The 22,193-nt window shown below is 71.0% G+C and carries 19 protein-coding genes; 10 read left to right on the plus strand and 9 right to left on the minus strand.

Translation table 11 applies throughout. The features are described 5' to 3' along the window. Positions 1-152: 152 nt before the first annotated feature. Both ABTX62_RS00765 and ABTX62_RS00770 read left to right on the plus strand, forming a co-directional pair. On the plus strand, positions 153-2,291 hold the full coding sequence (locus tag ABTX62_RS00765) for a SpoIIE family protein phosphatase (protein WP_352114161.1): 2,139 nt from the start codon (positions 153-155) through the stop codon (positions 2,289-2,291). Beyond that, complete coding sequence (locus ABTX62_RS00770) at positions 2,288-2,929, plus strand: hypothetical protein (RefSeq protein ID WP_352114162.1); 642 nt, start codon at positions 2,288-2,290, stop codon at positions 2,927-2,929. The genes ABTX62_RS00765 and ABTX62_RS00770 overlap by 4 nt, the downstream gene beginning before the upstream one ends. A gap of 6 nt (positions 2,930-2,935) precedes the next feature. On the opposite strand, the gene ABTX62_RS00775 is transcribed toward ABTX62_RS00770, so the two are convergent. Together ABTX62_RS00775 and ABTX62_RS00780 are read right to left on the minus strand one after the other, a co-directional pair. Continuing rightward, on the minus strand, positions 2,936-3,913 hold the full coding sequence (locus ABTX62_RS00775) for a pirin family protein (protein ID WP_352114163.1): 978 nt from the start codon (positions 3,911-3,913) through the stop codon (positions 2,936-2,938). A gap of 248 nt (positions 3,914-4,161) precedes the next feature. Next, the gene (locus tag ABTX62_RS00780) at positions 4,162-4,629 is read right to left on the minus strand and encodes an SseB family protein (RefSeq protein ID WP_283968317.1); all 468 of its coding nucleotides are present in this window, start codon (positions 4,627-4,629) and stop codon (positions 4,162-4,164) included. A gap of 179 nt (positions 4,630-4,808) precedes the next feature. On the opposite strand from ABTX62_RS00780, the gene ABTX62_RS00785 reads away from it, so the two are divergent. From ABTX62_RS00785 to ABTX62_RS00805, 5 genes are all read left to right on the plus strand, one after another. Further along, positions 4,809-5,633, plus strand: coding sequence for an intradiol ring-cleavage dioxygenase (locus ABTX62_RS00785; RefSeq protein ID WP_352114164.1), 825 nt, complete (start codon positions 4,809-4,811; stop codon positions 5,631-5,633). Between the two features lie 134 nt (positions 5,634-5,767). Further along, the gene (locus tag ABTX62_RS00790) at positions 5,768-7,594 is read left to right on the plus strand and encodes an acyl-CoA dehydrogenase (RefSeq protein WP_283968319.1); all 1,827 of its coding nucleotides are present in this window, start codon (positions 5,768-5,770) and stop codon (positions 7,592-7,594) included. Between the two features lie 76 nt (positions 7,595-7,670). Then, complete coding sequence (locus ABTX62_RS00795) at positions 7,671-9,017, plus strand: M18 family aminopeptidase (RefSeq protein ID WP_352114165.1); 1,347 nt, start codon at positions 7,671-7,673, stop codon at positions 9,015-9,017. 88 nt (positions 9,018-9,105) lie between these two features. Beyond that, positions 9,106-9,360, plus strand: a complete 255-nt coding sequence (locus ABTX62_RS00800; RefSeq protein ID WP_283968321.1) for a DUF6458 family protein — start codon at positions 9,106-9,108, stop codon at positions 9,358-9,360. Between the two features lie 513 nt (positions 9,361-9,873). Further along, positions 9,874-10,365: an LURP-one-related/scramblase family protein gene (locus tag ABTX62_RS00805; protein ID WP_352114166.1), complete on the plus strand. Its 492-nt coding sequence runs from the start codon at positions 9,874-9,876 to the stop codon at positions 10,363-10,365. Between the two features lie 19 nt (positions 10,366-10,384). Here ABTX62_RS00805 and ABTX62_RS00810 read toward each other — a convergent pair whose 3' ends face one another. Next, entirely contained in the window at positions 10,385-11,182 is a 798-nt protein-coding gene (locus tag ABTX62_RS00810; protein WP_352114167.1) for a carbon-nitrogen family hydrolase, read from the minus strand. A gap of 181 nt (positions 11,183-11,363) precedes the next feature. On the opposite strand from ABTX62_RS00810, the gene ABTX62_RS00815 reads away from it, so the two are divergent. Continuing rightward, a complete protein-coding gene (locus tag ABTX62_RS00815) occupies positions 11,364-12,188 on the plus strand; it encodes a maleylpyruvate isomerase family mycothiol-dependent enzyme (protein WP_352114168.1) in 825 nt (274 codons plus the stop codon). A 188-nt stretch (positions 12,189-12,376) separates the two neighbouring features. Then, positions 12,377-13,117: a methyltransferase gene (locus ABTX62_RS00820; protein WP_352114169.1), complete on the plus strand. Its 741-nt coding sequence runs from the start codon at positions 12,377-12,379 to the stop codon at positions 13,115-13,117. Between the two features lies 1 nt (position 13,118). Here ABTX62_RS00820 and ABTX62_RS00825 read toward each other — a convergent pair whose 3' ends face one another. Beyond that, positions 13,119-14,414 carry an MFS transporter gene (locus tag ABTX62_RS00825; protein WP_283968326.1) on the minus strand — a complete coding sequence of 432 codons (1,296 nt, stop codon included), beginning with the start codon at positions 14,412-14,414 and terminating at the stop codon, positions 13,119-13,121. Next, complete coding sequence (locus ABTX62_RS00830) at positions 14,411-15,061, minus strand: GntR family transcriptional regulator (RefSeq protein WP_352114170.1); 651 nt, start codon at positions 15,059-15,061, stop codon at positions 14,411-14,413. Before ABTX62_RS00830 ends, ABTX62_RS00825 begins: the two co-directional genes overlap by 4 nt. A gap of 208 nt (positions 15,062-15,269) precedes the next feature. Between ABTX62_RS00830 and ABTX62_RS00835 the strand changes: the two genes are divergently transcribed. After that, complete coding sequence (locus ABTX62_RS00835) at positions 15,270-16,169, plus strand: D-alanyl-D-alanine carboxypeptidase family protein (protein ID WP_352114171.1); 900 nt, start codon at positions 15,270-15,272, stop codon at positions 16,167-16,169. Positions 16,170-16,466: 297 nt separating this feature from the next. Here the strand turns inward: ABTX62_RS00835 and ABTX62_RS00840 are convergent, their stop codons facing one another. The 4 genes from ABTX62_RS00840 to ABTX62_RS00855 all read right to left on the minus strand — a co-directional run bounded on the left by ABTX62_RS00840 (position 16,467) and on the right by ABTX62_RS00855 (position 22,131). Then, positions 16,467-17,933: a dihydrolipoamide acetyltransferase family protein gene (locus ABTX62_RS00840; RefSeq protein WP_352114172.1), complete on the minus strand. Its 1,467-nt coding sequence runs from the start codon at positions 17,931-17,933 to the stop codon at positions 16,467-16,469. A gap of 10 nt (positions 17,934-17,943) precedes the next feature. Continuing rightward, positions 17,944-18,921: an alpha-ketoacid dehydrogenase subunit beta gene (locus ABTX62_RS00845; protein ID WP_352114173.1), complete on the minus strand. Its 978-nt coding sequence runs from the start codon at positions 18,919-18,921 to the stop codon at positions 17,944-17,946. 1 nt (position 18,922) lies between these two features. Continuing rightward, positions 18,923-20,116 (minus strand): pyruvate dehydrogenase (acetyl-transferring) E1 component subunit alpha, encoded by a 1,194-nt coding sequence (gene pdhA, locus ABTX62_RS00850; protein ID WP_352114174.1) that lies wholly within the window; start codon positions 20,114-20,116, stop codon positions 18,923-18,925. Between the two features lie 425 nt (positions 20,117-20,541). Further along, positions 20,542-22,131 carry a protein kinase domain-containing protein gene (locus ABTX62_RS00855; RefSeq protein WP_352114175.1) on the minus strand — a complete coding sequence of 530 codons (1,590 nt, stop codon included), beginning with the start codon at positions 22,129-22,131 and terminating at the stop codon, positions 20,542-20,544. Between the last annotated feature and the right edge of the window lie 62 nt (positions 22,132-22,193).

The raw sequence follows: 22,193 nt of genomic DNA on the forward strand, positions 1-22,193 counted from the left end.
GGTCTGTGTTTCACGTGAAACTGGTCCCCAGCGTACCGGGCAGGCGAAGATCGGCTCTCCACAGTTATTCGATCGATCGCGCACACACCGTCGTTCGGGCACACGTCTGCCGTGGGTGGCAGTGTTCGATCGCGTCTTCTTAAAGTAGGGCAATGCGCACTGGCGAGCCTCTGCCCGCCGTGGGGGAGGCTCTCGCCGCCCTCGCGACCGGCCTGTGGCACTGGGACACCGCCACCGGGCTGGTCACGGTCGACGCCGAGGCGGCCCGGTTGCTCGGGCTGCCCGCCGAGCAGGTCAGCCTCACGGAGGCCCAGGCCCGGGCCCGGCTGCACCCCGTCGACTGGAACGAGATCACCGGTGTGATCCAGCTGGCCGTCGCCGAGGGCACCCTCGCGGAGGTCCGGATCCGGATCATGGACGAGCAGGGCCTGGTCGTCCGCGTCGTCCGCAGCCGCTCCAAGCCGTCCTTCGACCGGGCGCGCAAGGCGTACCGGCTGATCGGCACGCTCCAGGAGGTCACCGAGCCGACGCCGGGCACCCCGGCCGGGCGCAGCGCGGTCACCGGGGACTGGCGGCGCTCGCGGGAGGCGTTCCTGCTGGACGCGGGCCGGGCGCTGGCCGAGGCGCGCTCCACGCAGGAGGTCCTGCGGGTCACGGCGAACCTGTCGATGCCCGGCTTCTCGCCGGACGGACTGGCGGTGTTCGGCGTCTCGGGCGATCGCCTGACGATCATCGGCCACCACGGGCAGCAGCGGGGCACCGAGAGCCCCTTCTCGGAGATGCCGCTGGACACGGACTACCCGGCCGCCGAGGTGGTGCGGACCGGCCGGGCCGTCTATCTGTCCTCCGCCGAGCAGTACAAGGCCCGCTATCCGCTGACCTGGCCGCTCGCCGAGCGCTTCGGACGCCGCTCCTGGGCGTTCCTGCCGCTGACCGTGGCCGGGCGCACGATGGGCGCGTGGATGGCGGCGTTCACCTACCCGGTCGCGTTCACCCCGGACGAGCGGTCCGTGCTGGCGACGGTGGCGCGGATGCTGGCCCAGGCCCTGACCCGGGCGGGTGTGGCCGAGAGCGAGCGGGCGCTGACCGACGGGCTCCAGCGCACGATGCTGCCGAAGCTCGGCCCGCAGCGCATCCCGGGCATGAGCGTCGCCGCCCGCTACGTCCCCACCGGCGGTGGGCTCCAGGTCGGCGGCGACTGGTACGACGTGATCCCGCTGCCCAGCGGGCGCTTCGCGCTGGTCATCGGCGACGTCCAGGGCCATGACGTACGGGCGGCGGGCCTGATGGGCCAGCTCCGCATCGCCCTGCGGGCCTACGCCTCGGAGGGGCACCGTCCCGACGCCGTTCTCTCCCGGGCCTCCCGCTTCCTGCACGGCATCAGCGACGAGGACCCGGCCGACCCGCGTTTCGCGACCTGTGTGTACGTCGAGGTCGACCCGGCGACCGGGGTGCTGGACATCGCCCGCGCCGGGCACCCTGACCCGGCGATCCGGATGACCGACGGCACGGTGCTGACCCGGCCGACATCGGGCGGCCTGCCGCTGGGCATCGACCCGGACGCCGACTACCCCACGACCCGGCTCACGCTGGAAGCCGGCGAGACGATGCTGATCTGCACGGACGGCCTGATCGAAACCGGCGGCCACGACCTGGACAGCGGCTGGCGGCGGCTGCGCGTGATCCTGGAGGACCACAAGGGCGACCTGGAGGAACTCGCCGACGCGTTGGTGCAGGCCGTGCACGGGCCGTTCTCGCACCACACCACCGGCCCGCTCGCTGACCGGCGCGAGGACGACATCGCGATGCTGCTGCTGAGCCGGGACGGCGACGGCTGCGGGTGCGGGGACTCGATGGTCGTACGGCCTCCGGTGCGCCGCTCGGTGCTGACCGTCGCGCAGGCCGAGCCCGAGCGGGTCGCGGTCGCCCGGCAGCAGATGCGCGAGCTGCTGCACGACTGGACCTCGCCGGACCAGGTCGACTCGGCCGTGCTGCTGCTGTCCGAGCTGCTGACCAACGTCCTCGTGCACACCGACTCCGACGCGCTGCTGGTCGTCGAGATCACGGGTGGGGTGGGTGAGCGGCGCCTGCGGATCGAGGTCGCGGACGCCGGTGACGACCTGCCGCACAAACGCAGCCCCGGGGAACTGGCATCGTCCGGCCGGGGCCTGGTGCTGATGGAACTGCTCGCGCACGCCTGGGGGGTGGAGCCGCGCGGCGAGGGGAAGAGCATCTGGTTCGAGCTCTACGAGTCGGTGGACGGCTCGGGCGCCGGTGCCCGGTCGCTGTGACCGTACCGTTCCTGGTCGCTGCGCCTCCCCCGGTCGCTGCGCCTGCCGCCGGGGGTGTGGTCGCCTACCGGCTGCTCGATGGTCAGGGCAGTGCCGGCGGCACGGGGGCCGGGCCGGGTACGAGCGTGACGTCCGGCGCCGGTGCGACGTCGGACACGAGCACGTCGGCCGCGACCACGGACGGCACGACGGATCCGCCGCCCACGGCGTCCGGCCCGCCCGCTGCACCGCCCGGCGGCGCGACCCGGGCGGCCGACGGCGGGGCGGGAACGGCGGTGGTGCGGGAGCACCGCAAGGTGGTGCTGCGGTCCGCGTCGAGTGTGGACCTCGACTTCACCAAGCAGTACTCCGACATCGCCTTCACCATGCCGTCGAACGGCAACGGCTGGACCCTCGCCGGCGCCGGCGGCGACCTCGCCACCGTGGACGGCCCGGCGACCGCCGAGAGCTGCGCCGCGGCCACCCGGTTCGGGTTCACCATCGATCAGAAGAACATCCGCAGGGAACTCACCGCGTGCGTGCTCACCGACGAGAACCGGGTCGCCGCCCTCACCGTCCTCGGCTGGCAGAAGAACGGTGAGGGCCTGTCGTCCATCACCATGGACGTCACCACCTGGGAGAACTCCGAGGCGGGGTGACCCGCGTCAGCCCTGCGGACCGCTCGCTGTCATGCCGTGCACCGCCGGAACCGTGCCCAGGCGGCCCTTCTGGAAGTCCTCGAAGGCCTGCATGAGCTCGTCCTTGGTGTTCATGACGAACGGGCCGTAGTGGGCCATGGGCTCGCGGATGGGCTGCCCGCCGAGCAGGACGACCTCCAGGTCCGGCGTGTGGGAGTCCTGCTTCTCGTCCGCGCGCACCGTCAGCGAGGAGCCCGCGCCGAAGACGGCCGTCTGCCCCAGGTGGATCGGGCGCCGTTCCGCACCGACCGAGCCACGCCCGGCGAGGACGTACGCCAGGCCGTTGAAGTCCTCGCGCCACGGCAGCGTGAGCTCCGCGCCCGGCGCGAGGGTGGCGTGGACCATCGTGATCGGGGTGTGCGTGATGCCGGGGCCCGCGTGCCCGTCCAGGTCACCGGCGATGACCCGCAGCAACGCGCCGCCGTCGGGGGTACTGAGCAGCTGGACGGAGCCGCCACGGATGTCCTGGTAGCGCGGGGCCATCATCTTGTCCCTGGCCGGGAGGTTCACCCACAGCTGGAGGCCGTGGAAGAGCCCGCCGGACATCACGAGATGCTCGGGTGGGGCCTCGATGTGCAGCAGTCCCGAGCCCGCGGTCATCCACTGGGTGTCCCCGTCGGTGATGGTGCCGCCACCGCCCTGGCTGTCCTGGTGGTCGAAGATCCCGTCGATGATGTACGTGACGGTCTCGAAGCCGCGGTGCGGATGCCACGGCGTGCCCTTGGGCTCGCCCGGCGCGTACTCCACCTCACCCATCTGGTCCATCATGATGAACGGGTCGAGATGGCGGTAGTTGATCCCCGCGAACGCCCGGCGCACCGGGAAGCCCTCGCCCTCGAAACCGCTCGGAGCGGTCGTGACGGTGAGCACGGGACGTGCCACGGCGTCGGCAGGCGCGGTCACGCGGGGCAGCGTCAACGGGTTCTCGACGGTCACTGCAGGCATGTCGGTTCCTCCTCGTGTACACCCAGTTTAGTTGAGCGTTGAACTTTCTGCCACCCGGAACAGCGAAGTACGGGAGGGCATTCCCGACCGGGCGACGGCGCAGCGAACCACGGGAGACCGACATGACGAAAGGCCGTCACCCCGCTGCGGGGTGACGGCCAACCGTCACGACACGACGTTCGCCTACGGCCTGGAGGTCGTCCTGGACGGCCTGGCGCCACGCCTGCCGAAGGGACGGCCGCCGCGCCTCATCCGCCGTACATCCGGCGCATGGCGAACTCGACCATCTGTTCCACTGCCTTCGCGTCGAACACCATGCGGTGATCGCCCTCCATGTCGAGGACGAAGCCGTAGCCGGTCGGCAGCAGGTCCAGCACCTCGGCACCGGTGATCACGAAGTACTTGGACTCCTTGCCCGCGTACCGGCGCAGCTCCTTGAGGGTGCTGAACATCGGGATCACCGGCTGCTGGGTGTTGTGCAGCGCGAGGAAGCCGGGGTTGTCGCCGCGCGGGCAGTAGACCTTCGACGTCGCGAAGACCTGCTGGAAGTCCTCGGCGGCCATCTGCCCGGTGGTGAACGCCCGCACCGCGTCCGTGAGGGAGGGCGGGGACGGCTCGGGGTACAGCGGCTGCTGCTGCCCGTACCCGCCGGACATCGGCTGCTGCGGAGGGGCGTACTGCGCTTGCGGGCCCGCTGTCTGGTCGTAGCCGTACATGGGCGCAAGCGTACCGAGAGCGGCCGGGCGCCGGGCCGGGACGGGCACCCTGGCGAAACCGACAGTGACTTGACAGCGAACCGACAGCAGTCACCCTGGCCTCCCACAGTCCGCGCTCCTAGCGTCAGTCGTGCACGGGCGAGCACCTGACACGTCAGCACACCAGCGAGGAGACAGCGATGCACCGGCACCACGGCGACGAGGTCCACGAGCACGACAGAGGCCTCTCCTACGACCTTCCCGTCCTCGCCCGTCGCCGCATGATCCGGCTGCTGGCCGGCGCGAGCCTGGTCCCGCTGGTGGGCTGCACCTCGGACGAGGGCACCTCGGCATCCTCGTCCGCCTCCTCCGGCGGCTCCGCCTCATCCGCCGCGTGCGCGGCCATTCCGGACGAGACCGCGGGCCCCTACCCCGGCGACGGCTCCAACGGCGTGAACGTCCTGAAGGAGAGCGGTGTCGTCCGCGGCGACATCACCAAGAGCTTCGGCGACTCCGCGGGCGGCACCGCCGAGGGCGTGCCCCTGACGGTCACGCTGACGGTCGTGGACGCCGCCTCCGGCTGCGGCACGCCGAAGAAGGGCGCTGCCGTCTACCTGTGGCATGCCGACCGGGACGGCAAGTACTCCCTGTACTCGGACGGTGTCACGGACGAGAACTACCTGCGGGGTGTGCAGGAGACGGACGACAAGGGCCAGGTCACGTTCAAGAGCGTCTTCCCCGGCTGCTACGACGGCCGCTGGCCGCATGTCCACTTCGAGGTCTACGGCAGCCTGGCCGACGCCACGGCGGCCGACTCCCTCACGAACACCTCGCAGCTCGCCTTCCCGAAGGACACCTGCGAGGAGGTGTACGCCACGGAGGGCTACAGCCAGAGTGTGACGAACCTCGACCGGGTCTCCCTGGAGACGGACAACATCTTCAGCGACGGCTACGGTCAGCAGCTGGCGACGATGAAGGGCAGTACGACGGAGGGCTACACGGCGACACTGGCGGTTCCGGTGTGACCTGTCACAGATGGCGGATCGGGGTTGCTTCTTATTACCGACGGGTAGCATCATCGTAGCTACTTGTTGGTACGTGAACTAGCGCGAGGATCCAGTGCCTCGCCGATCTCTCTAGGGAGCCGGGAGCCGTCGCCATGGGGCACTACAAGTCGAATCTCCGCGACATCGAGTTCAACCTCTTCGAAGTACTCGGGCGCGACAAGGTGTACGGCACCGGCCCGTTCGAGGAGACGGACGTCGAGACCGCGAAGAGCATCCTGGAGGAGATGACCCGCCTCTCGGAGAACGAGCTGGCCGAGTCCTTCATCGACGCCGACCGCAACCCGCCGGTCTTCGACCCCGAGACCAACACCGCGCCGGTCCCGGCCTCCTTCAAGAAGAGCTACCAGGCCTTCATGGACTCCGAGTACTGGCGCCTCGGCCTGCCCGAGGAGATCGGCGGCACCACCTCGCCCCGCTCCCTGATCTGGGCGTACGCCGAGCTGATCCTGGGCGCCAACCCGGCCGTGTGGATGTACTCCTCGGGCCCGGCCTTCGCCGGCATCCTCTTCGAGGAGGGCAACGAGGTCCAGAAGCACATAGCCAAGATCGCCACCGAGAAGCAGTGGGGCTCCACGATGGTGCTCACCGAGCCCGACGCGGGCTCCGACGTGGGCGCCGGCCGCACCAAGGCCGTGCAGCAGGAGGACGGCTCCTGGCACATCGAGGGCGTGAAGCGCTTCATCACCTCCGGTGAGCACGACATGTCGGAGAACATCCTCCACTACGTGCTGGCCCGCCCCGAGGGCGCCGGCCCCGGCACCAAGGGCCTGTCCCTGTTCCTCGTCCCGAAGTACCTCTTCGACTTCGAGACCGGCGAGCTGGGCGAGCGCAACGGCGTCTACGCCACCAACGTCGAGCACAAGATGGGCCTGAAGGCCTCCAACACCTGCGAGATGACCTTCGGCGACCAGCACCCCGCCAAGGGCTGGCTGATCGGCGACAAGCACGACGGCATCCGCCAGATGTTCCGCATCATCGAGTTCGCCCGCATGATGGTCGGCACGAAGGCGATCTCCACGCTGTCCACGGGCTACCTCAACGCGCTGGAGTACGCCAAGGAGCGCGTCCAGGGGCCCGACCTGGCCAACTTCATGGACAAGACCGCGCCGAAGGTCACCATCACCCACCACCCCGACGTGCGCCGCTCGCTGATCACCCAGAAGGCGTACGCGGAGGGCATGCGCGCCCTGGTGATGTACACCGCCTCGATCCAGGACGCGATCCAGATCAAGGAGGCCGCCGGCGAGGACGCCTCCACCGAGAACGCGCTGAACGACCTGCTCCTGCCGATCGTCAAGGGCTACGGCTCCGAGAAGGGCTACGAGCTGCTCGCCCAGTCGCTCCAGACGTTCGGCGGCTCCGGCTTCCTCCAGGAGTACCCGATCGAGCAGTACATCCGGGACTCCAAGATCGACACCCTCTACGAGGGCACCACGGCGATCCAGGGCCAGGACTTCTTCTTCCGGAAGATCGTCCGCAACCAGGGCGCCGCGCTGAACTCCCTCGCCGAGGACATCAAGAAGTTCCTCGCCCTCGGCACGGGCGGCGAGGAGCTGGCCGGTGCCCGCGAGCACCTCGCCAAGGCCGCGGTCGAGCTGGAGGCCATCGTCGGCCTGATGCTGACCGACCTCGCGGCCACCGAGCAGGACGTCAAGAACATCTACAAGGTCGGGCTGAACACCACCCGCCTGCTGATGGCCTCCGGTGACGTCGTCGTCGGCTACCTGCTGCTCAAGGGCGCCGCGGTCGCCGCCGAAAAGCTGGAGACCGCCTCCGCCAAGGACAAGGCCTTCTACACCGGCAAGATCGCCGCCGCGAAGTTCTTCGCCGCGAACGTCCTGCCGGGCGTCACCCTGGCCCGCAAGATCGCCGAGGGCGTCGAGCTGGACCTGATGGAGCTGGACGAGGCCGCGTTCTAGATCTCTCACGTCCGCTGTTCGAGGGCCTGTTCCCCTACGCCGGGAACGGGCCCTCGTCCGTCGTTAAAGTGAACCCATGACCGAACCAGCCCGCCCGTCTCCCACCGCCGCCCTCGCAGCGGGCGCTTCGCGCGCACCCCTTACGTTCGACCGCGGCCACACCGACGACCTGATGACCTTCCTGGCGGCGAGCCCCACGCCGTACCACGCCGTGGCCACCGCCGCCGAGCGGCTGGAGAAGGCGGGCTTCAGGCAGGTCGCCGAGACGGACGCGTGGGACGGGACGAGCGGCGGCAAGTACGTGCTGCGCGGCGGCGCGATCGTCGCCTGGTACGTGCCGGAGGGCGCCGCGCCCCACACACCGTTCCGGATCGTCGGGGCCCACACCGACTCCCCCAACCTGCGCGTCAAGCCGCTCCCCGACAGCGGGGCGCACGGCTGGCGCCAGGTGGCCGTGGAGATCTACGGCGGACCGCTGCTCAACTCCTGGCTGGACCGCGATCTGGGCCTCGCGGGCCGGCTGACGCTGCGCGACGGCTCGACGCGCCTGGTCAACGTCGACCGGCCGCTGCTGCGCGTCCCGCAGCTCGCCATCCACCTGGACCGCTCGGTGACGGCCGACGGCCTCAAGCTCGACAAGCAGCGGCACATGCAGCCGGTGTGGGGTCTCGGCCGCGACGTCCGCGACGGCGACCTGATCGCCTTCCTGGAGGAGACGGCCGGCGTCCCGGCGGGCGAGGTCACCGGCTGGGACCTCATGACGCACTCCGTGGAACCGCCCGCCTACCTCGGCCGCGACCGCGAGCTCCTGGCCGGGCCGCGCATGGACAACCTGCTGTCGGTGCACGCCGGCACGGCCGCCCTCGCGGCCGTCGCCTCCTCGTCGCAGGCGGCCTCCATCCCGGTCCTGGCCGCGTTCGACCACGAGGAGAACGGCTCCCAGTCGGACACCGGCGCGGACGGACCGCTGCTCGGCAACGTGCTGGAACGCTCGGTGTTCGCCCGCGGCGGCTCCTACGAGGACCGGGCCCGCGCCTTCGCCGGGACCGTCTGCCTGTCCTCCGACACCGGTCACGCCGTCCATCCCAACTACGCGGAGCGGCACGACCCGACACACCACCCGCGCGTCAACGGGGGCCCGATCCTCAAGGTCAACGTCAACAACCGCTACGCCACGGACGGTTCGGGACGCGCCGAGTTCACGGCGGCCTGCGAAGCGGCCGACGTGCCCTTCCAGTCCTTCGTCTCCAGCAACTCCATGCCCTGCGGCACCACGATCGGCCCGATCACCGCCGCCCGGCACGGCATCAGGACCGTCGACATCGGCGTGGCCATCCTGTCGATGCACAGCGTCCGCGAACTGTGCGGCGCCGACGATCCGTTCCTCCTCGCCAACGCGCTGACGGCCTTTCTGGAGAGGTAGAACAGACCCCCACCGCATGGGCGTTCGCCGCCGGGGTACCCGGTGTTCCGGGACCGGAACGACCGGACCGTACAGGGAGGCGACACACATGGGCCTCGGCGGATGCATCATCCTCATCGCCGTGGGAGCCATCCTCACGTTCGCGACCGACTGGGACATGCAGGGGGTCAACCTCGACCTGGTCGGCATCATCCTGATGATCGTCGGACTGATCGGCGTCACCACGTTCAGCAGCATCGCGCGCCGCCGGCGCGTGCTCGTGCCCCCCACGACGCCGGTCGTCGAAGACCCGGCGGCACATCACCACCGCCGCGACGGTTACAGCGACGGATACGGGGTGTGACGCCCGGAGCTCGCACACGCCCGGCCGGGCCGGCACCAGGAGCAGCCGGTCCGTCTTCGCCGCGGTGAGGCGGACGGGCATGTCCCGGCCCTGCCGGTGGACATGGCAGGCGAGGCAGGGGTTCGACGGATCGTCGTCGCCGGTGGCGGCCATCACGAGAGGTGCGGCACGCCCTCCGGAACGGAGGGGTCACGGTCGAGGGCGCGGGGACGGATCGGTCCCCGCGCCCTCACCGCCGCGCGGCAGCTTCGGCAAAGTGGAGGAGATGAGCAGGCGGGCCGAAGGGACCGTGGCGAAGGCCGGGCTTCCGTTCCGCCGGGGCCGGGAAGAGCACCGTCCACCCGGAGGCGCCCGCCCTGCCCCCGTGTTGACCCAGCCGCCCCCGCCCATACGCCCGGGGAATCGGACACGTGCGCGATGTGCCATGTCCAGCCGTTCACAGAGGGCCGCGCGGCTCAGCCCGTCGGCCTACAGACCGCGTTTGACACCGCACGGCGGGGAAGCCCTGGTCTCATGAGATTCCTCGTGTACGACCGGCTCCTCGGCTTCGGTGACGACTACTGGATCGAGGACGACCACGGCAGCAAGGTGTTCCTCGTCGACGGCAAGGCGCTGCGGTTGCGGGACACGTGGGAGCTGAAGGACGTCCAGGGCCGCGTCCTCGTCGACATCCACCAGAAGATGCTCGCTCTGCGGGACACGATGGTGCTCCAGCGGAGCGGGGAGCCGCTGGCGACGATCCGCAGGAAGCGGTTGTCCCTGCTGCGCAACCACTACCGGGTGTCCCTGGCCGACGGCAACGAACTCGACGTCAGCGGGAAGATCCTCGACCGGGAGTTCGCCGTCGAGTACGACGGGGAACTGCTGGCGGTGATCTCCCGGCGGTGGCTGACCGTGCGGGACACCTACGGCGTGGACGTCGTCCGCGAGGACGCGGATCCCGCGCTGCTGATCGCGGTCACCGTGTGTGTGATCCACCTGGCGGAGAAGGAGCGGGAGGACTGAGCCGGCCGCGCGCCCGCCGTCAGGGGCGGCGGGGAGGCTGGAGGCCCAGCATCCGGTCCTTCAGGGCCGGGAACCGCTCCCGGGTCGTCGCGACCTTCCCCGGGTCGAACTCCACCGTGAGGACCTCCTCGCCGGCACCGGCCTCAGCCAGCACCTCGCCCCACGGGTCGACCACGATCGAGTGACCGGCCTGGGGAACTCCGGCGTGCGTCCCGGCCGTCGCGCAGGCGAGGACGAACGACTGGTTCTCCACGGCCCGTGCCCGGGCCAGCAGCGTCCAGTGGGACCGGCGGCGCTCCGGCCAGCCCGCCGACACCACGAGCGTCTCGGCACCGGCGTCCACCAGACCGCGGTAGAGCTCGGGGAAGCGCAGGTCGTAGCAGGTGGACAGGCCCAGGGTCGTCGCGGGCAGACGCACCGTCACCAGCTCCGCGCCCGCGCCCATCAGCACGGCCTCGCCCTGGTCGAAGCCGAAGCGGTGGATCTTGCGGTAGACGGCGGCCAGGTCGCCGGAGGGGGAGAAGACGAGGGAGGTGTTGTAGAGGGGGCCATCGGGGTCCCGCTCCGGGATCGACCCCGCGTGCAGCCACACGCCCGCGTCGCTCGCGGCCTTCGCCATCGCCTCGTAGGTCGGCCCTTCGAGCGGCTCGGCCTCGCGCCCGAACTCCTCGTAGGCGAAGGCACCCGTGGTCCACAGCTCCGGCAGGACGACGAGATCGGCTCCGGCCTGCTCACGGACCATCGTGACCGCCCGCCGCCGACGCGCTTCGACCGATTCGTCCTCGTTTACGGCGATCTGGATCACAGAGGCGCGCACACTACCACCGTCCTGGCATTCGAGTCGTCCACACGGGCCTACGATCGTCACACGAAAGCACTGCCGGGGTGCCTCACAGCAGCGTAACTTAGCTCGCAAGACGCCCGCCGACAGCCGCCACCTCCCACTGGCAACGCCGCCACCACCTGCCCGTGCACCGACCGCCGAGGGGTCCCGTTCCGTGAGTCTGCATCCCACCCTCCAGCCCTACGCCGACGCCTGGACCCACTCCATCGAAGCGATAACCGAGCTGGTCCAGCCGCTCGTGGAGGCCGAATGGAACCGGCGGACGCCGTGCCCGGGGTGGTCGGTGCGGGACGTGGTCTCCCATGTCATCGGTCTGGATTGCGAGATGCTCGGCGACCCGCGGCCCATCCACAGCCTCCCGCGCGACCTCTTCCACGTCACCAACGAGCACCAGCGCTACATGGAGATGCAGGTCGACGTCCGCCGTCACCACACGGCGCCGGAGATGACCTCCGAGCTGGAGTACGTGATCATCCGCCGCAACCGGCAGCTGCGCAACGAGTCCCGTGACCCGGGCACGAAGGTGCGGGGGCCGCTCGGCAGCGAACTCACGCTGGAGGAGTCGATGCGGCGGCACGCGTTCGACGTGTGGGTGCACGAGCAGGACCTGCGCACGGCCCTCGGTCGCCCCGGCAACCTCGACTCCCCCGGCGCCCTGGTCGCCCGTGACGTGCTGCTCGGCGAACTCCCGCGTGTGGTGGCCGAGGACGCGCAGGCGCCGCGCAGCTCGGCCATCGTCTTCGACGTGCACGGGCCCGTCGAGTTCCTGCGCACGATCCGCGTCGACATCCAGGGCCGCGGCACCCTGGAAACGGCACCGGCCCTCGGCCCGGCCGCGACCCTCACGCTCGACTGGGAGACGTACGTCCGCCTGGCCTGCGGCCGTGTGAGCCCGGAGTCGGTGTCCGACCGCCTGAAGACGGAGGGCGACCCGGAGCTGACGGCGGCCATCCTGAGGCACTTCACGGTGACGCGGTAGGCAGCCGTTCCCGGAGCCGCCGGCCTTCCCGCACGGGTGGGCGCGGAGACACCCTCTGTCGGCCGCGGCCGAGAGCTCGGAGGCACCCCCGTTCCGCCGGGCCGCGCGCCCACCCGGCCGGGGCCGTCGCGGCACGCGCCGGAAAACCCCCTGCCGCGGGCCCGCCCTCAGCCGTAGCGTCCGTCGGCATGACCCCACCCCACCGCACCCGCCTCACCTTCCACGGCCCGCTGTCCGAAGCCCGGGCGGGCGCCCTCGTACAGCGCCTCACCCGCCACCGCCCCACCACCGTCCTGGACATCGGCTGCGGCACGGGCGAGCTCATGCTCCGCGTCCTGACCGCCGCCCCGGCGGCCACCGGTACCGGCATCGACCTGAACGCGGACGACCTGGCGCGGGGGCGGGAGGCCGCCGAGAACCGCGGACTGGCATCCCGGACCCGTCTCGTGGAGGAGTCCGCCACGGGCACCGCGCACGGCCCCGCCGACCTCGTCCTGTGCGTGGGATCGAGCCAGGCCCTCGGCGACCGGCTGCCGGAGGCGCTCCGGGAACTGCGCCGTCTGGTCACCGACGGCGGTCGCGTCCTGCTCGGAGAGGGTTTCTGGCAGCGCACCCCCACCCCCGCCGAACTGTCCCGCATGTGGCCGGACGCCGCGGTGACCGACCATCCCGACCTCGCGACGCTCACCGGCCTGGCGATCGACGCGGGGTTCAGGCCCGAGTGGACGGAGACCGCGAGCCTCGACGAATGGGAGGAGTTCGAGTCGGGCTACCTCGCGGACACCGAGGTGTGGCTCGCCGAGCACCCCGGTCATCCCCTGGCGGCGCGGACCCGCGAGCGCGTCGACCGGCACCGGGCCGGGTGGCTCACCTACCGCGGCGTCCTCGGCCTCGCCTACCTCACCCTCGTGCCGGTGGCGGACCGCTGACCTACGCCGGGACGTGCAGCGTCTTCACCCGGCTGGCCACCAGCCGCTCCCGCTCCCGCCGGGCCGCGCGCCTGCGCAGCCGCAGGATCTGCCAGACGCCGACCGCCTGGAGCACGAACACCACCGAGAAGGCGAGGGAGTAGTCGTCGCCGGTGGCGTCCAGAAGCACGCCGATCGCGAACAGCGTGGTCATGGAGGCCACGAAGCCGCCCATGTTGGTGATGCCGGAGGCGGTGCCCTGCCGTTCCGGCGGATTGGCCGGGCGGGCGAAGTCGAAGCCGATCATCGACGCGGGTCCGCATGCCCCGAGCACCGTGCACAGCACGATCAGCAGCCATATCGGGGCGTGCGGGCCGGGGTGGGCCAGAGTCGCCGCCCACAGGGCCGCCGTCGCGCCGACCGTTCCGAGGGCGAGCGGCAGCCGCGCCCCGTGGTGCCGGGCGATGATCTGGCCGTAGACCAGGCCCACGACCATGTTGGACAGCACGACGAGCGTGAGGAGTTCGCCGGCCTCGGCCCGGGAGAGTCCCTGCGCCTCGACGAGGAACGGCAGGCCCCACAGCAGCAGGAACACCATGGCCGGGAACTGGGTGGTGAAGTGCACCCAGAGCCCGAGCCGGGTGCCGGGCTCCCGCCAGGAGGCGGCGATCTGCCGCCGTACGTAGGCCGCGCCCTGGTGCGGAAGCGGTTCCGGTTCGTGGCCCTCGGGGTGGTCCTTGAGGAACAGCAGTACCAGGACGAAGACCACCGCCCCGGCGGCGGCGCTGCCCGCGAACGCCGCCGTCCAGCCGACGCCGTGCAGCAGCCGGGCCAGGACCAGCGTGGAGACCAGGTTGCCGGCCATGCCGACCAGTCCGGCGAACTGGGCGACCAGCGGCCCGCGCCGGGCCGGGAACCAACGGCTGCCGAGGCGCAGCACGCTGATGAACGTCAGCGCGTCACCGCAGCCGAGCAGGGCCCGGGAGGCGAGCGCGGTGCCGTACGAGGGGGAGAACGCGAAGCCCAGCTGCCCGGCCGTGAACAGCACCGCGCCGAGGGCGAGCACCTTCTTGGTGCCGAGCCGGTCGACCAGGAGGCCGACGGGTATCTGCATGCCCGCGTAGACCAGCAGCTGGAGGATGGAGAAGGTGGACAGGGCGGAGGCGTTCACCTGGAAGCGGTCGGCGGCGTCGAGCCCGGCGACGCCCAGGGACGTACGGAAGATGACGGCGACGAAGTAGACCGAGACGCCGATGCCCCAGACGGCCAGGGCGCGGCGGCCGCCCGGCGGATCGTCCGGGAGCGTGGTGGAGCTCATCGGACCTCTCCCCGGGCCAGGTGCGAGAACCAGCCGATGTGCCGGTGGACGAGGTCGACGGCCGCCTCGGCGTCCCCGGAGCGCAGCGCGTCGAGGATCTCCCCGTGTTCGGCGAGGGTCTTGGCGATGCGGTCGGGGTGGGAGTGCATGACGGCGACCCCCATGCGCAGCTGGCGGTCGCGCAGTTGGTCGTAGAGGCGGGAGAGGATCTCGTTGCCGCCGCTGCGGACGATCTCGGCGTGGAAGCAGCGGTCGGTGACGGCGGCCCCGGCGAGGTCTCCGGCGGCGGCCTGCTTCTTCTGCCGGGCCAGCAGCTCCTCCAGGCGCTCGATGAGCCCCGGGGGCGCGGGAACGGCCTTGCGCGCCGCGTGCTCCTCGACGAGCAGCCGGGTCTCGACGACGTCGGCGATCTCCTGCGCGGAGACGGGCAGCACGAGGGCGCCCTTCTTGGGGTAGAGCCGGATCAGCCCCTCGGCCTCCAGCCGGAGCAGCGCCTCACGGACCGGCGTGCGTGACACCCCGACGGCCTCGGCGAGTTCGCCCTCGGTGAGGAGGGCCCCGCCCTCGTAGTGGCGCTCCAGGACGCCCTGTTTGACGTGGGCGTAGACACGGTCGGCGGCGGGCGGTTGCTTCACGGCCAGGGTCATGCCGACAGCATAGATACAACAGGTACGCATGAAGGGATACGTCCAAAATGCGGACTCGAATGTCACACATCTGTGGCAAAGTGGGGGTCCCGCTCGGCAACGGGGCAACCTCGTGTGCTAGTTACGAGTCAGATACGTGCGGCCCCTTTCCCCTCGTCCTCAACTCGGCCGCACCGTTGGGGCATTCGACGCAATCGGGGTACTTCACTTGATAACCGGCATTCAGGGCACTCGTCTCCGCAGAGCCGCGGCCGCCGCCGTGACCACCGGCGCCATGCTCGCGACGGGTGCCCTCACCGTCGCACCGGCGCAGGCCGCCTCGGCGCCCTCCATCGCCGCCAAGGGCGGCTACGTGATGAACAACGCGACCGGCAAGTCGCTCTACACCAAGGCTGCCGACACGCGCCTCTCGACCGGATCGACCACCAAGATCATGACGGCACTGGTGGTGCTGAAGCAGTCGAACCTCAACCTGGACAGCAAGGTCACGGTCCAGAAGGCGTACAGCGACTACATCGTCGACAACAACTGGGCGTCCAACGCCAAGTTGATCGTCGGCGACAAGGTCACCGTCCGCCAGCTGCTGTACGGGCTGATGCTGCCGTCCGGTTGTGACGCGGCCTACGCGCTCGCCGACAAGTTCGGCTCGGGCTCGACACGTTCGGCGCGCGTGAAGTCGTTCATCGGCAAGATGAACACCACCGCCAAGAACCTGGATCTGAAGAACACCCACTTCGACTCGTTCGACGGCATCGGCCGCGGCGCCAACTACTCCACTCCGCGCGACCTGACGAAGCTCGCCAGGGCCGCGATGAAGAACTCCACGTTCCGCACGGTCGTCAAGACGAAGAAGTACACGGCGAAGACGACCACCAAGACCGGCGGCACGCGGACGATGGCCCCGTGGGAGAACACCAACCCGCTGCTCGGCAGCTACAGCGGCGCGATCGGTGTGAAGACCGGCTCCGGCCCGGAGGCGAAGTACTGCCTGGTCTTCGCCGCCACCCGCAGCGGCAAGACGGTCATCGGCACGGTCCTCGCCTCGACCAGCGTGGCCGCCCGCAAGACGGACGCGACCAAGCTGCTCAACTACGGCTTCACCAGGTAGCACGACCGAGGGGGGCTCCGGCGCACATCGCGGCGGAGTCCCCCTTTGCCATGCCGCGCTGCGCCGCCGGCGAGCCACCCTTCCCGTGACCCGTCCTCCGTCGGCGCTGAACAGCGATGCGGCGGGTGTGCGGTCGTCGCCGCCCCGGCGGACCACGCCGTCGAGCTCGGTGCGGACGGTCGCGGATCACGACCTCCTGCTCCGTCTGCCCGGCGGGGTACGAACCCGCTCCTGGCGAGGCCGTTGCGAACGCCGGCGGCCCCCCGCCCCGAGGGGGTGGGGGGCCGCCGGACCGGGTCACGCCCAGGTGATCAGGCGCTTCGGCTGCTCCAGGATCGCCGCCACGTCGGCCAGGACCTTCGAGCCCAGCTCGCCGTCGACCAGGCGGTGGTCGAAGGAGAGGGCCAGGGTGGTGACCTGACGGGGCTTCACCTTGCCCTTGTGGACCCACGGCTGGGGCTTGATGGCACCGACCGCGAGGATCGCGGACTCACCCGGGTTGAGGATCGGCGTGCCCGTGTCGACGCCGAAGACGCCGACGTTGGTGATCGTCACCGTGCCGCCCTGCATGGCCGCCGGGGACGTCTTGCCGTCCCGGGCCGTGGCCACCAGCTCGCCCAGCGACTCGGCCAGCTGCGGCAGCGTCTTGGCGTGGGCGTCCTTGATGTTCGGCACGATCAGGCCGCGCGGGGTCGCGGCCGCGATGCCCAGGTTCACGTAGTGCTTGACCACGATCTCCTGGGCGGCCTCGTCCCAGGACGCGTTGACGTCCGGGTTGCGCCGGATCGCGACGAGCAGCGCCTTGGCGATCAGCAGCAGGGGGTTCACGCGCAGGCCCGCGAACTCCTTGTCCGCCTTCAGCTCCTCGACCAGCTTCATCGTCCGCGTCACGTCGACCGTCACGAACTCGGTGACGTGCGGCGCGGTGAACGCCGAGCCGACCATCGCCGCCGCCGTCACCTTGCGGACGCCCTTGACCGGGATGCGGGTCTCCCGGGCCGTGTCGTACGACCCCGGAGCCGCGGCTGCGGCCGGGGCGGGGGCCGGGGCGCCCGACGGCTCGGGGGCCGCCGGGACGGCGGCGGCGACCGCCGCGTGCACGTCCTCGCGGGTGATGATGCCGTCCGGGCCGGTCGGGACGACCGTCGTCAGATCGACGCCCAGGTCCTTGGCCAGCTTGCGGACGGGGGGCTTGGCCAGCGGGCGTTCCGCGCCGGCCGGGGCGGGAGCGGCGGGGGCCACCGGGGCGGGTGCGGCCGGGGCGGGTGCGGCGGGGGCCGCCGGCCCGTGGCCGTTCAGCTCCGTCTGGATCGCCGGTGACGCCTGCTGGACCGGGACCTCCGGTCCCTTGCGGGGGCGGCGGCGGGTGGAGGAGGTCGCCACCCCGTAGCCCACCAGGACCGGCTGGCGTCCCGAGCCCGCCGACTTCGGCTCCTCGGCCGGTGCGGCCGGCGCGGGCTGCTCGGCGGCGGGCTGCTCGGCGGCGGCGGGTGACGCGCTGCCGCCGCCCACGTCCACCGCGATGATCGAGGTGCCCACGTCGACCGTGGTCCCCTCGGGGAAGTGCAGGTCCCGGACCACCCCGTCGTAGGGGATGGGGAGCTCGACGGCCGCCTTGGCCGTCTCCACCTCGCACACCACCTGGCCGTCGGTGACCGTGTCACCGGGCTGGACGTACCACTTGAGAATCTCGGCCTCGGTGAGCCCCTCGCCCACGTCGGGCATCTTGAACTCGCGTACGGACGCTTCCGTCATCGTCGTCACGACCCTCTCCTCAGTACGCCAGCGAGCGGTCGACGGCGTCCAGTACCCGGTCCAGGTTCGGCAGGTACTCCTCCTCCAGGCGGGCCGGCGGGTACGGCGCGTGGTAGCCGCCGACCCGGAGCACCGGGGCCTCCAGGTGGTAGAAGCAGCGCTCCGTGATCCGGGCGGCGATCTCCGCGCCGGATCCGAAGAACACCGGGGCCTCGTGCACGACGACCAGGCGGCGGGTCTTCTCCACCGACGCCTGGACCGAGTCGAAGTCGAGCGGGGAGACCGAGCGCAGGTCCAGGACCTCCAGGTTCCGGCCCTCCTCGGCAGCCGCGTCCGCGACCTCCTGGCAGAGCTTCACCATCGGGCCGTAGGCGGCCAGGGTCAGGTCGGTGCCCTCGCGGACCACCTGGGCCCTGTGCAGCGGGCCCGGGATCGCCTCCGTGCTGACCTCGCCCTTGTCCCAGTAGCGGCGCTTGGGCTCGAAGAAGATCACCGGGTCGTCGCTCTGGATGGCCTGCTGCATCATCCAGTAGGCGTCCGACGCGTTCGACGGGCTGACGATCTTCAGGCCCGCCACGTGAGCGAAGAGCGCCTCGGGCGACTCCGAGTGGTGCTCCACCGCGCCGATGCCGCCGCCGTAGGGGATGCGCACGACGACCGGGAGCTTGACCTTGCCCAGCGAACGGGCGTGCATCTTCGCCAGCTGCGTGACGATCTGGTCGTACGCCGGGAAGACGAAGCCGTCGAACTGGATCTCCACCACCGGGCGGTAGCCGCGCAGGGCCAGGCCGATCGCCGTGCCGACGATGCCCGACTCGGCCAGCGGGGTGTCGATGACGCGGCTCTCGCCGAAGTCCTTCTGCAGACCGTCCGTCACCCGGAAGACGCCGCCGAGCTTGCCGACGTCCTCGCCCATGATCAGGACCTTGGGGTCGGACTCCAGGGCGCGGCGCAGCGACTCGTTGATCGCCTTGGCCAGTGCCATCTTGTCGGCCATCTCAGTTGCCCCCCTCGTCGGCGAACGACGCCTGGTACGCGGCGAACTGGGCGCGCTCCTCGTCCACGAGCGCGTGACCGTCCGCGTAGGCGTTCTCGAAGATCGCGAAGTGGTCCGGGTCCGGCATGGCACGGACCGCTTCGCGCACTCGTTTGCCCAACGCCTCGGACTCGGTCTCCAGTTCCTCGAAGAATCCCTCGTCCGCGTGGTTCGAGGCCTCCAGGTACCGGCGCAGGCGCAGGATCGGGTCCTTGGCCTCCCAGGCCTGGCGCTCCTCGTCGCCCCGGTAGCGGGTCGGGTCGTCGGAGGTGGTGTGGGCGCCCATGCGGTAGGTGAACGCCTCGACGAGGGTCGGGCCCTCGCCGCTGCGGGCCCGCTCCAGGGCCCACCGGGTGACCGCGAGGACGCCGAGCACGTCGTTGCCGTCCACCCGGACGCCCGGGAAGCCGAAGCCCTGGGCGCGCTGGTAGATCGGCACGCGGGACTGCTTCTCGGTGGGCTCGGAGATGGCCCACTGGTTGTTCTGGCAGAAGAACACGACCGGGGCGTTGTAGACCGCGGAGAAGGTGAACGACTCGGCCACGTCGCCCTGGCTGGAGGCGCCGTCACCGAAGTAGGCGATCACCGCGCTGTCGGCACCGTCCTTGGCGATGCCCATCGCGTAGCCGGTGGCGTGCAGCGTCTGGGAGCCGATGACGATCGTGTACAGCTGGAAGTTGTTGCTGTTGGGGTCCCAGCCGCCGTTGTTCACGCCGCGGAACATCCCGAGCAGGTTCGACGGGTCGACGCCCCGGCACCAGGCCACGCCGTGTTCGCGGTAGGTCGGGAAGACGTAGTCGTCCTCGCGGGTGGCCCGCCCGGACCCGATCTGGGCGGCCTCCTGGCCGAGCAGCGACGCCCACAGGCCCAGCTCGCCCTGGCGCTGCAGGGAGGTGGCCTCGGCGTCGAAGCGGCGGGTGAGCACCATGTCGCGGTAGAGCCCGCGGAGCTCGTCCGGGGTGATGCCGGCGACGTACTTGTCGTACTCGGCGTTCTTGACACGCTTGCCCTCGGGCGTCAGCAGCTGCACGAGCTGGGGCTCGGTGCCGGCGTCCTTCTTGGCGGTCGTGCGGGTGGTGCGCTTGGTGCCGGTGGTGCCGGCCTTGCTTCCGGCGCTGCGTCGCGGTGTGCGCGCGGCAGTGCTCTCCACGGTCACGTGTGCTCCTCCGTCGGTCCGGGCCACGGGGTTGCCGGTAGGCCTGGGGGTCCCCCCTGCTCTTTTGAGCCAGGGGGAGCGGCTCACCTGTTTCTCGACCACCGGGACACGGGGTGGGTGCCACTCGGCCGGGGACAGGCGTGACAGGTGCCCCGGCGAGCGCCCTGCAGAAAGCACGTTACCCAGTGCTCCACATTTCTGTGAAACCCCCTCTGACCTGGGATTTTGCTTGGATATCCAAGTAAATCGGGAAGGTGGCGAAGGGTCCCTGGTCACAGCCTTGCAGGAGGCCGGAGCAACCGCACGTTAACCCGGTGACCCAGGTCACGGGAAGAGTCCTCTTGTCGGCGCGTCCAAACGGCACGCGCGCGTGGGCCCCGTCCCCGGGTCCCACGCGCGCGTGGATCATGCCTCTGAGCAGCGGGTCAGTTCTCGCCGCCGCCCGCACCGCCCACGATGCCGGGCGTGGCGCCGCCGTCGGCACCGCCCGTGTCGTCCGGCGGCGTCTGCGGGTCCGACGGCTCCGGGTCCGTGGGCTCGTCGGTCGGCCCTTCGGTGGTCGGCTCGTTCGACGGCTGGCCGGTGGGCGACTCGGGAGCGCTCTGCGACGGCGTGTAGGAGGGCGTGTACGAGGGCGTCCAGTTGCCGTTGCCCGAGCCGGTACCGGTGCCGTCGTCCGTGCTCGTGTCGGTCGGCTCGTCGGTCGGCTCGTCGCTCGGCGTCTCGCTGGGGGTCTTCTTCTCGGTCGTCTGCGAGGTGGTCGGCGACTGCTTCTTGCTCGGGCTGTCCGTGCCGTCACCGGTGTTCTGCAGGGCCAGGGCGACACCCGCCGCGATCGCGATCACCGCGAGCACGGCGAGGATCCACAGCTTCCCGCGGCCACTGCCCTTGTTGCCGTGGCCCTCGAAGCCGCCGTCGTCCCCGCCGCCGTAGCCGCCGGGCAGGATCGGCGAGGGGATCTGCGTGGTGCCGGAGGCGTCCCCGGTCTGGCCCATCACGGCCGTGCCGGCGAAGCCGCCCGACGGGGTGTGCCGGCCCTCGTGCAGGACGACCGGGCCGGTGTTCCAGGTGCCGGTGTGTCCGCCCTGGTCGTAGAGCATCTGCAGCGCGTACTGGACCAGCCCGCGCATCTCCTCGGCCGTCTGGAAGCGGTCGTCGGGCTCCTTGGCGAGAGCGCGCATGGCCAGGCCGTCCAGCTCCGGCGGGCAGGCGTCGGAGGCCTCGGACGGCGGCGTGGGGATGTCCTGGACGTGCTGGTAGACCACCGACAGCGGGGTCTCGCCGGTGAACGGCGGACGCAGCGCGAGGAGTTCGTAGAGCAGACAGCCGGTGGCGTACAGGTCGGAGCGGTGGTCGACGGCCTTGCCGAGGGCCTGCTCGGGGGAGAGGTACTGCGGGGTGCCCATGACCATGCCGGTCTGCGTCATCGTCGTGGACGCGCCGTGCAGCGCGCGGGCGATGCCGAAGTCCATCACCTTCACGGCGCCGTTGTCCGTGATGATGACGTTGGCGGGCTTGATGTCGCGGTGCACGATGCCGTGCTGGTGCGAGTAGGCGAGCGCCTCCAGGACGCCCGAGACGATGATCAGCGCCTGCTCGGGGCCGGGGGCCTCCGCGTTCAGCAGCAGGTCACGGATGGTGCGGCCCTCGACCAGCTCCATCACGATGTAAGGCACGGACTGGCCGCCGACGAAGTCCTCGCCGGAGTCGTACACGGCGACGATCGCGTGGTGGTTGAGGCCGGCCACCGACTGGGCCTCGCGTGTGAAGCGTGCCTTGGACACCGGGTCCTCGGCGAGGTCGGAGCGGAGCAGCTTGACGGCGACGGTGCGTCCGAGGCGGACGTCCTCGGCTGCGAACACCTCGGCCATGCCGCCCCGGCCGAGTCTGTGGGTCAGCCGGTACCGGCCGTCCCCGACCAGCCCGCCGTTCCCCCAGGACTCCGGCGCGTCCGACATGCCGCCGCCAGTCGCCTCGGGGTCGGACGGGCCCTGAGCGCGCTGCTGCTGTGCCATCAGTCCTCGCCGTCGTTTCTGCCCGCGGTGCGCGCGGTGTTGTTACGGTCTCCGTCGGCCAC

It is taken from the genome of Streptomyces sp. NPDC096046 (assembly GCF_040303285.1).
GTDB lineage: Bacteria > Actinomycetota > Actinomycetes > Streptomycetales > Streptomycetaceae > Streptomyces.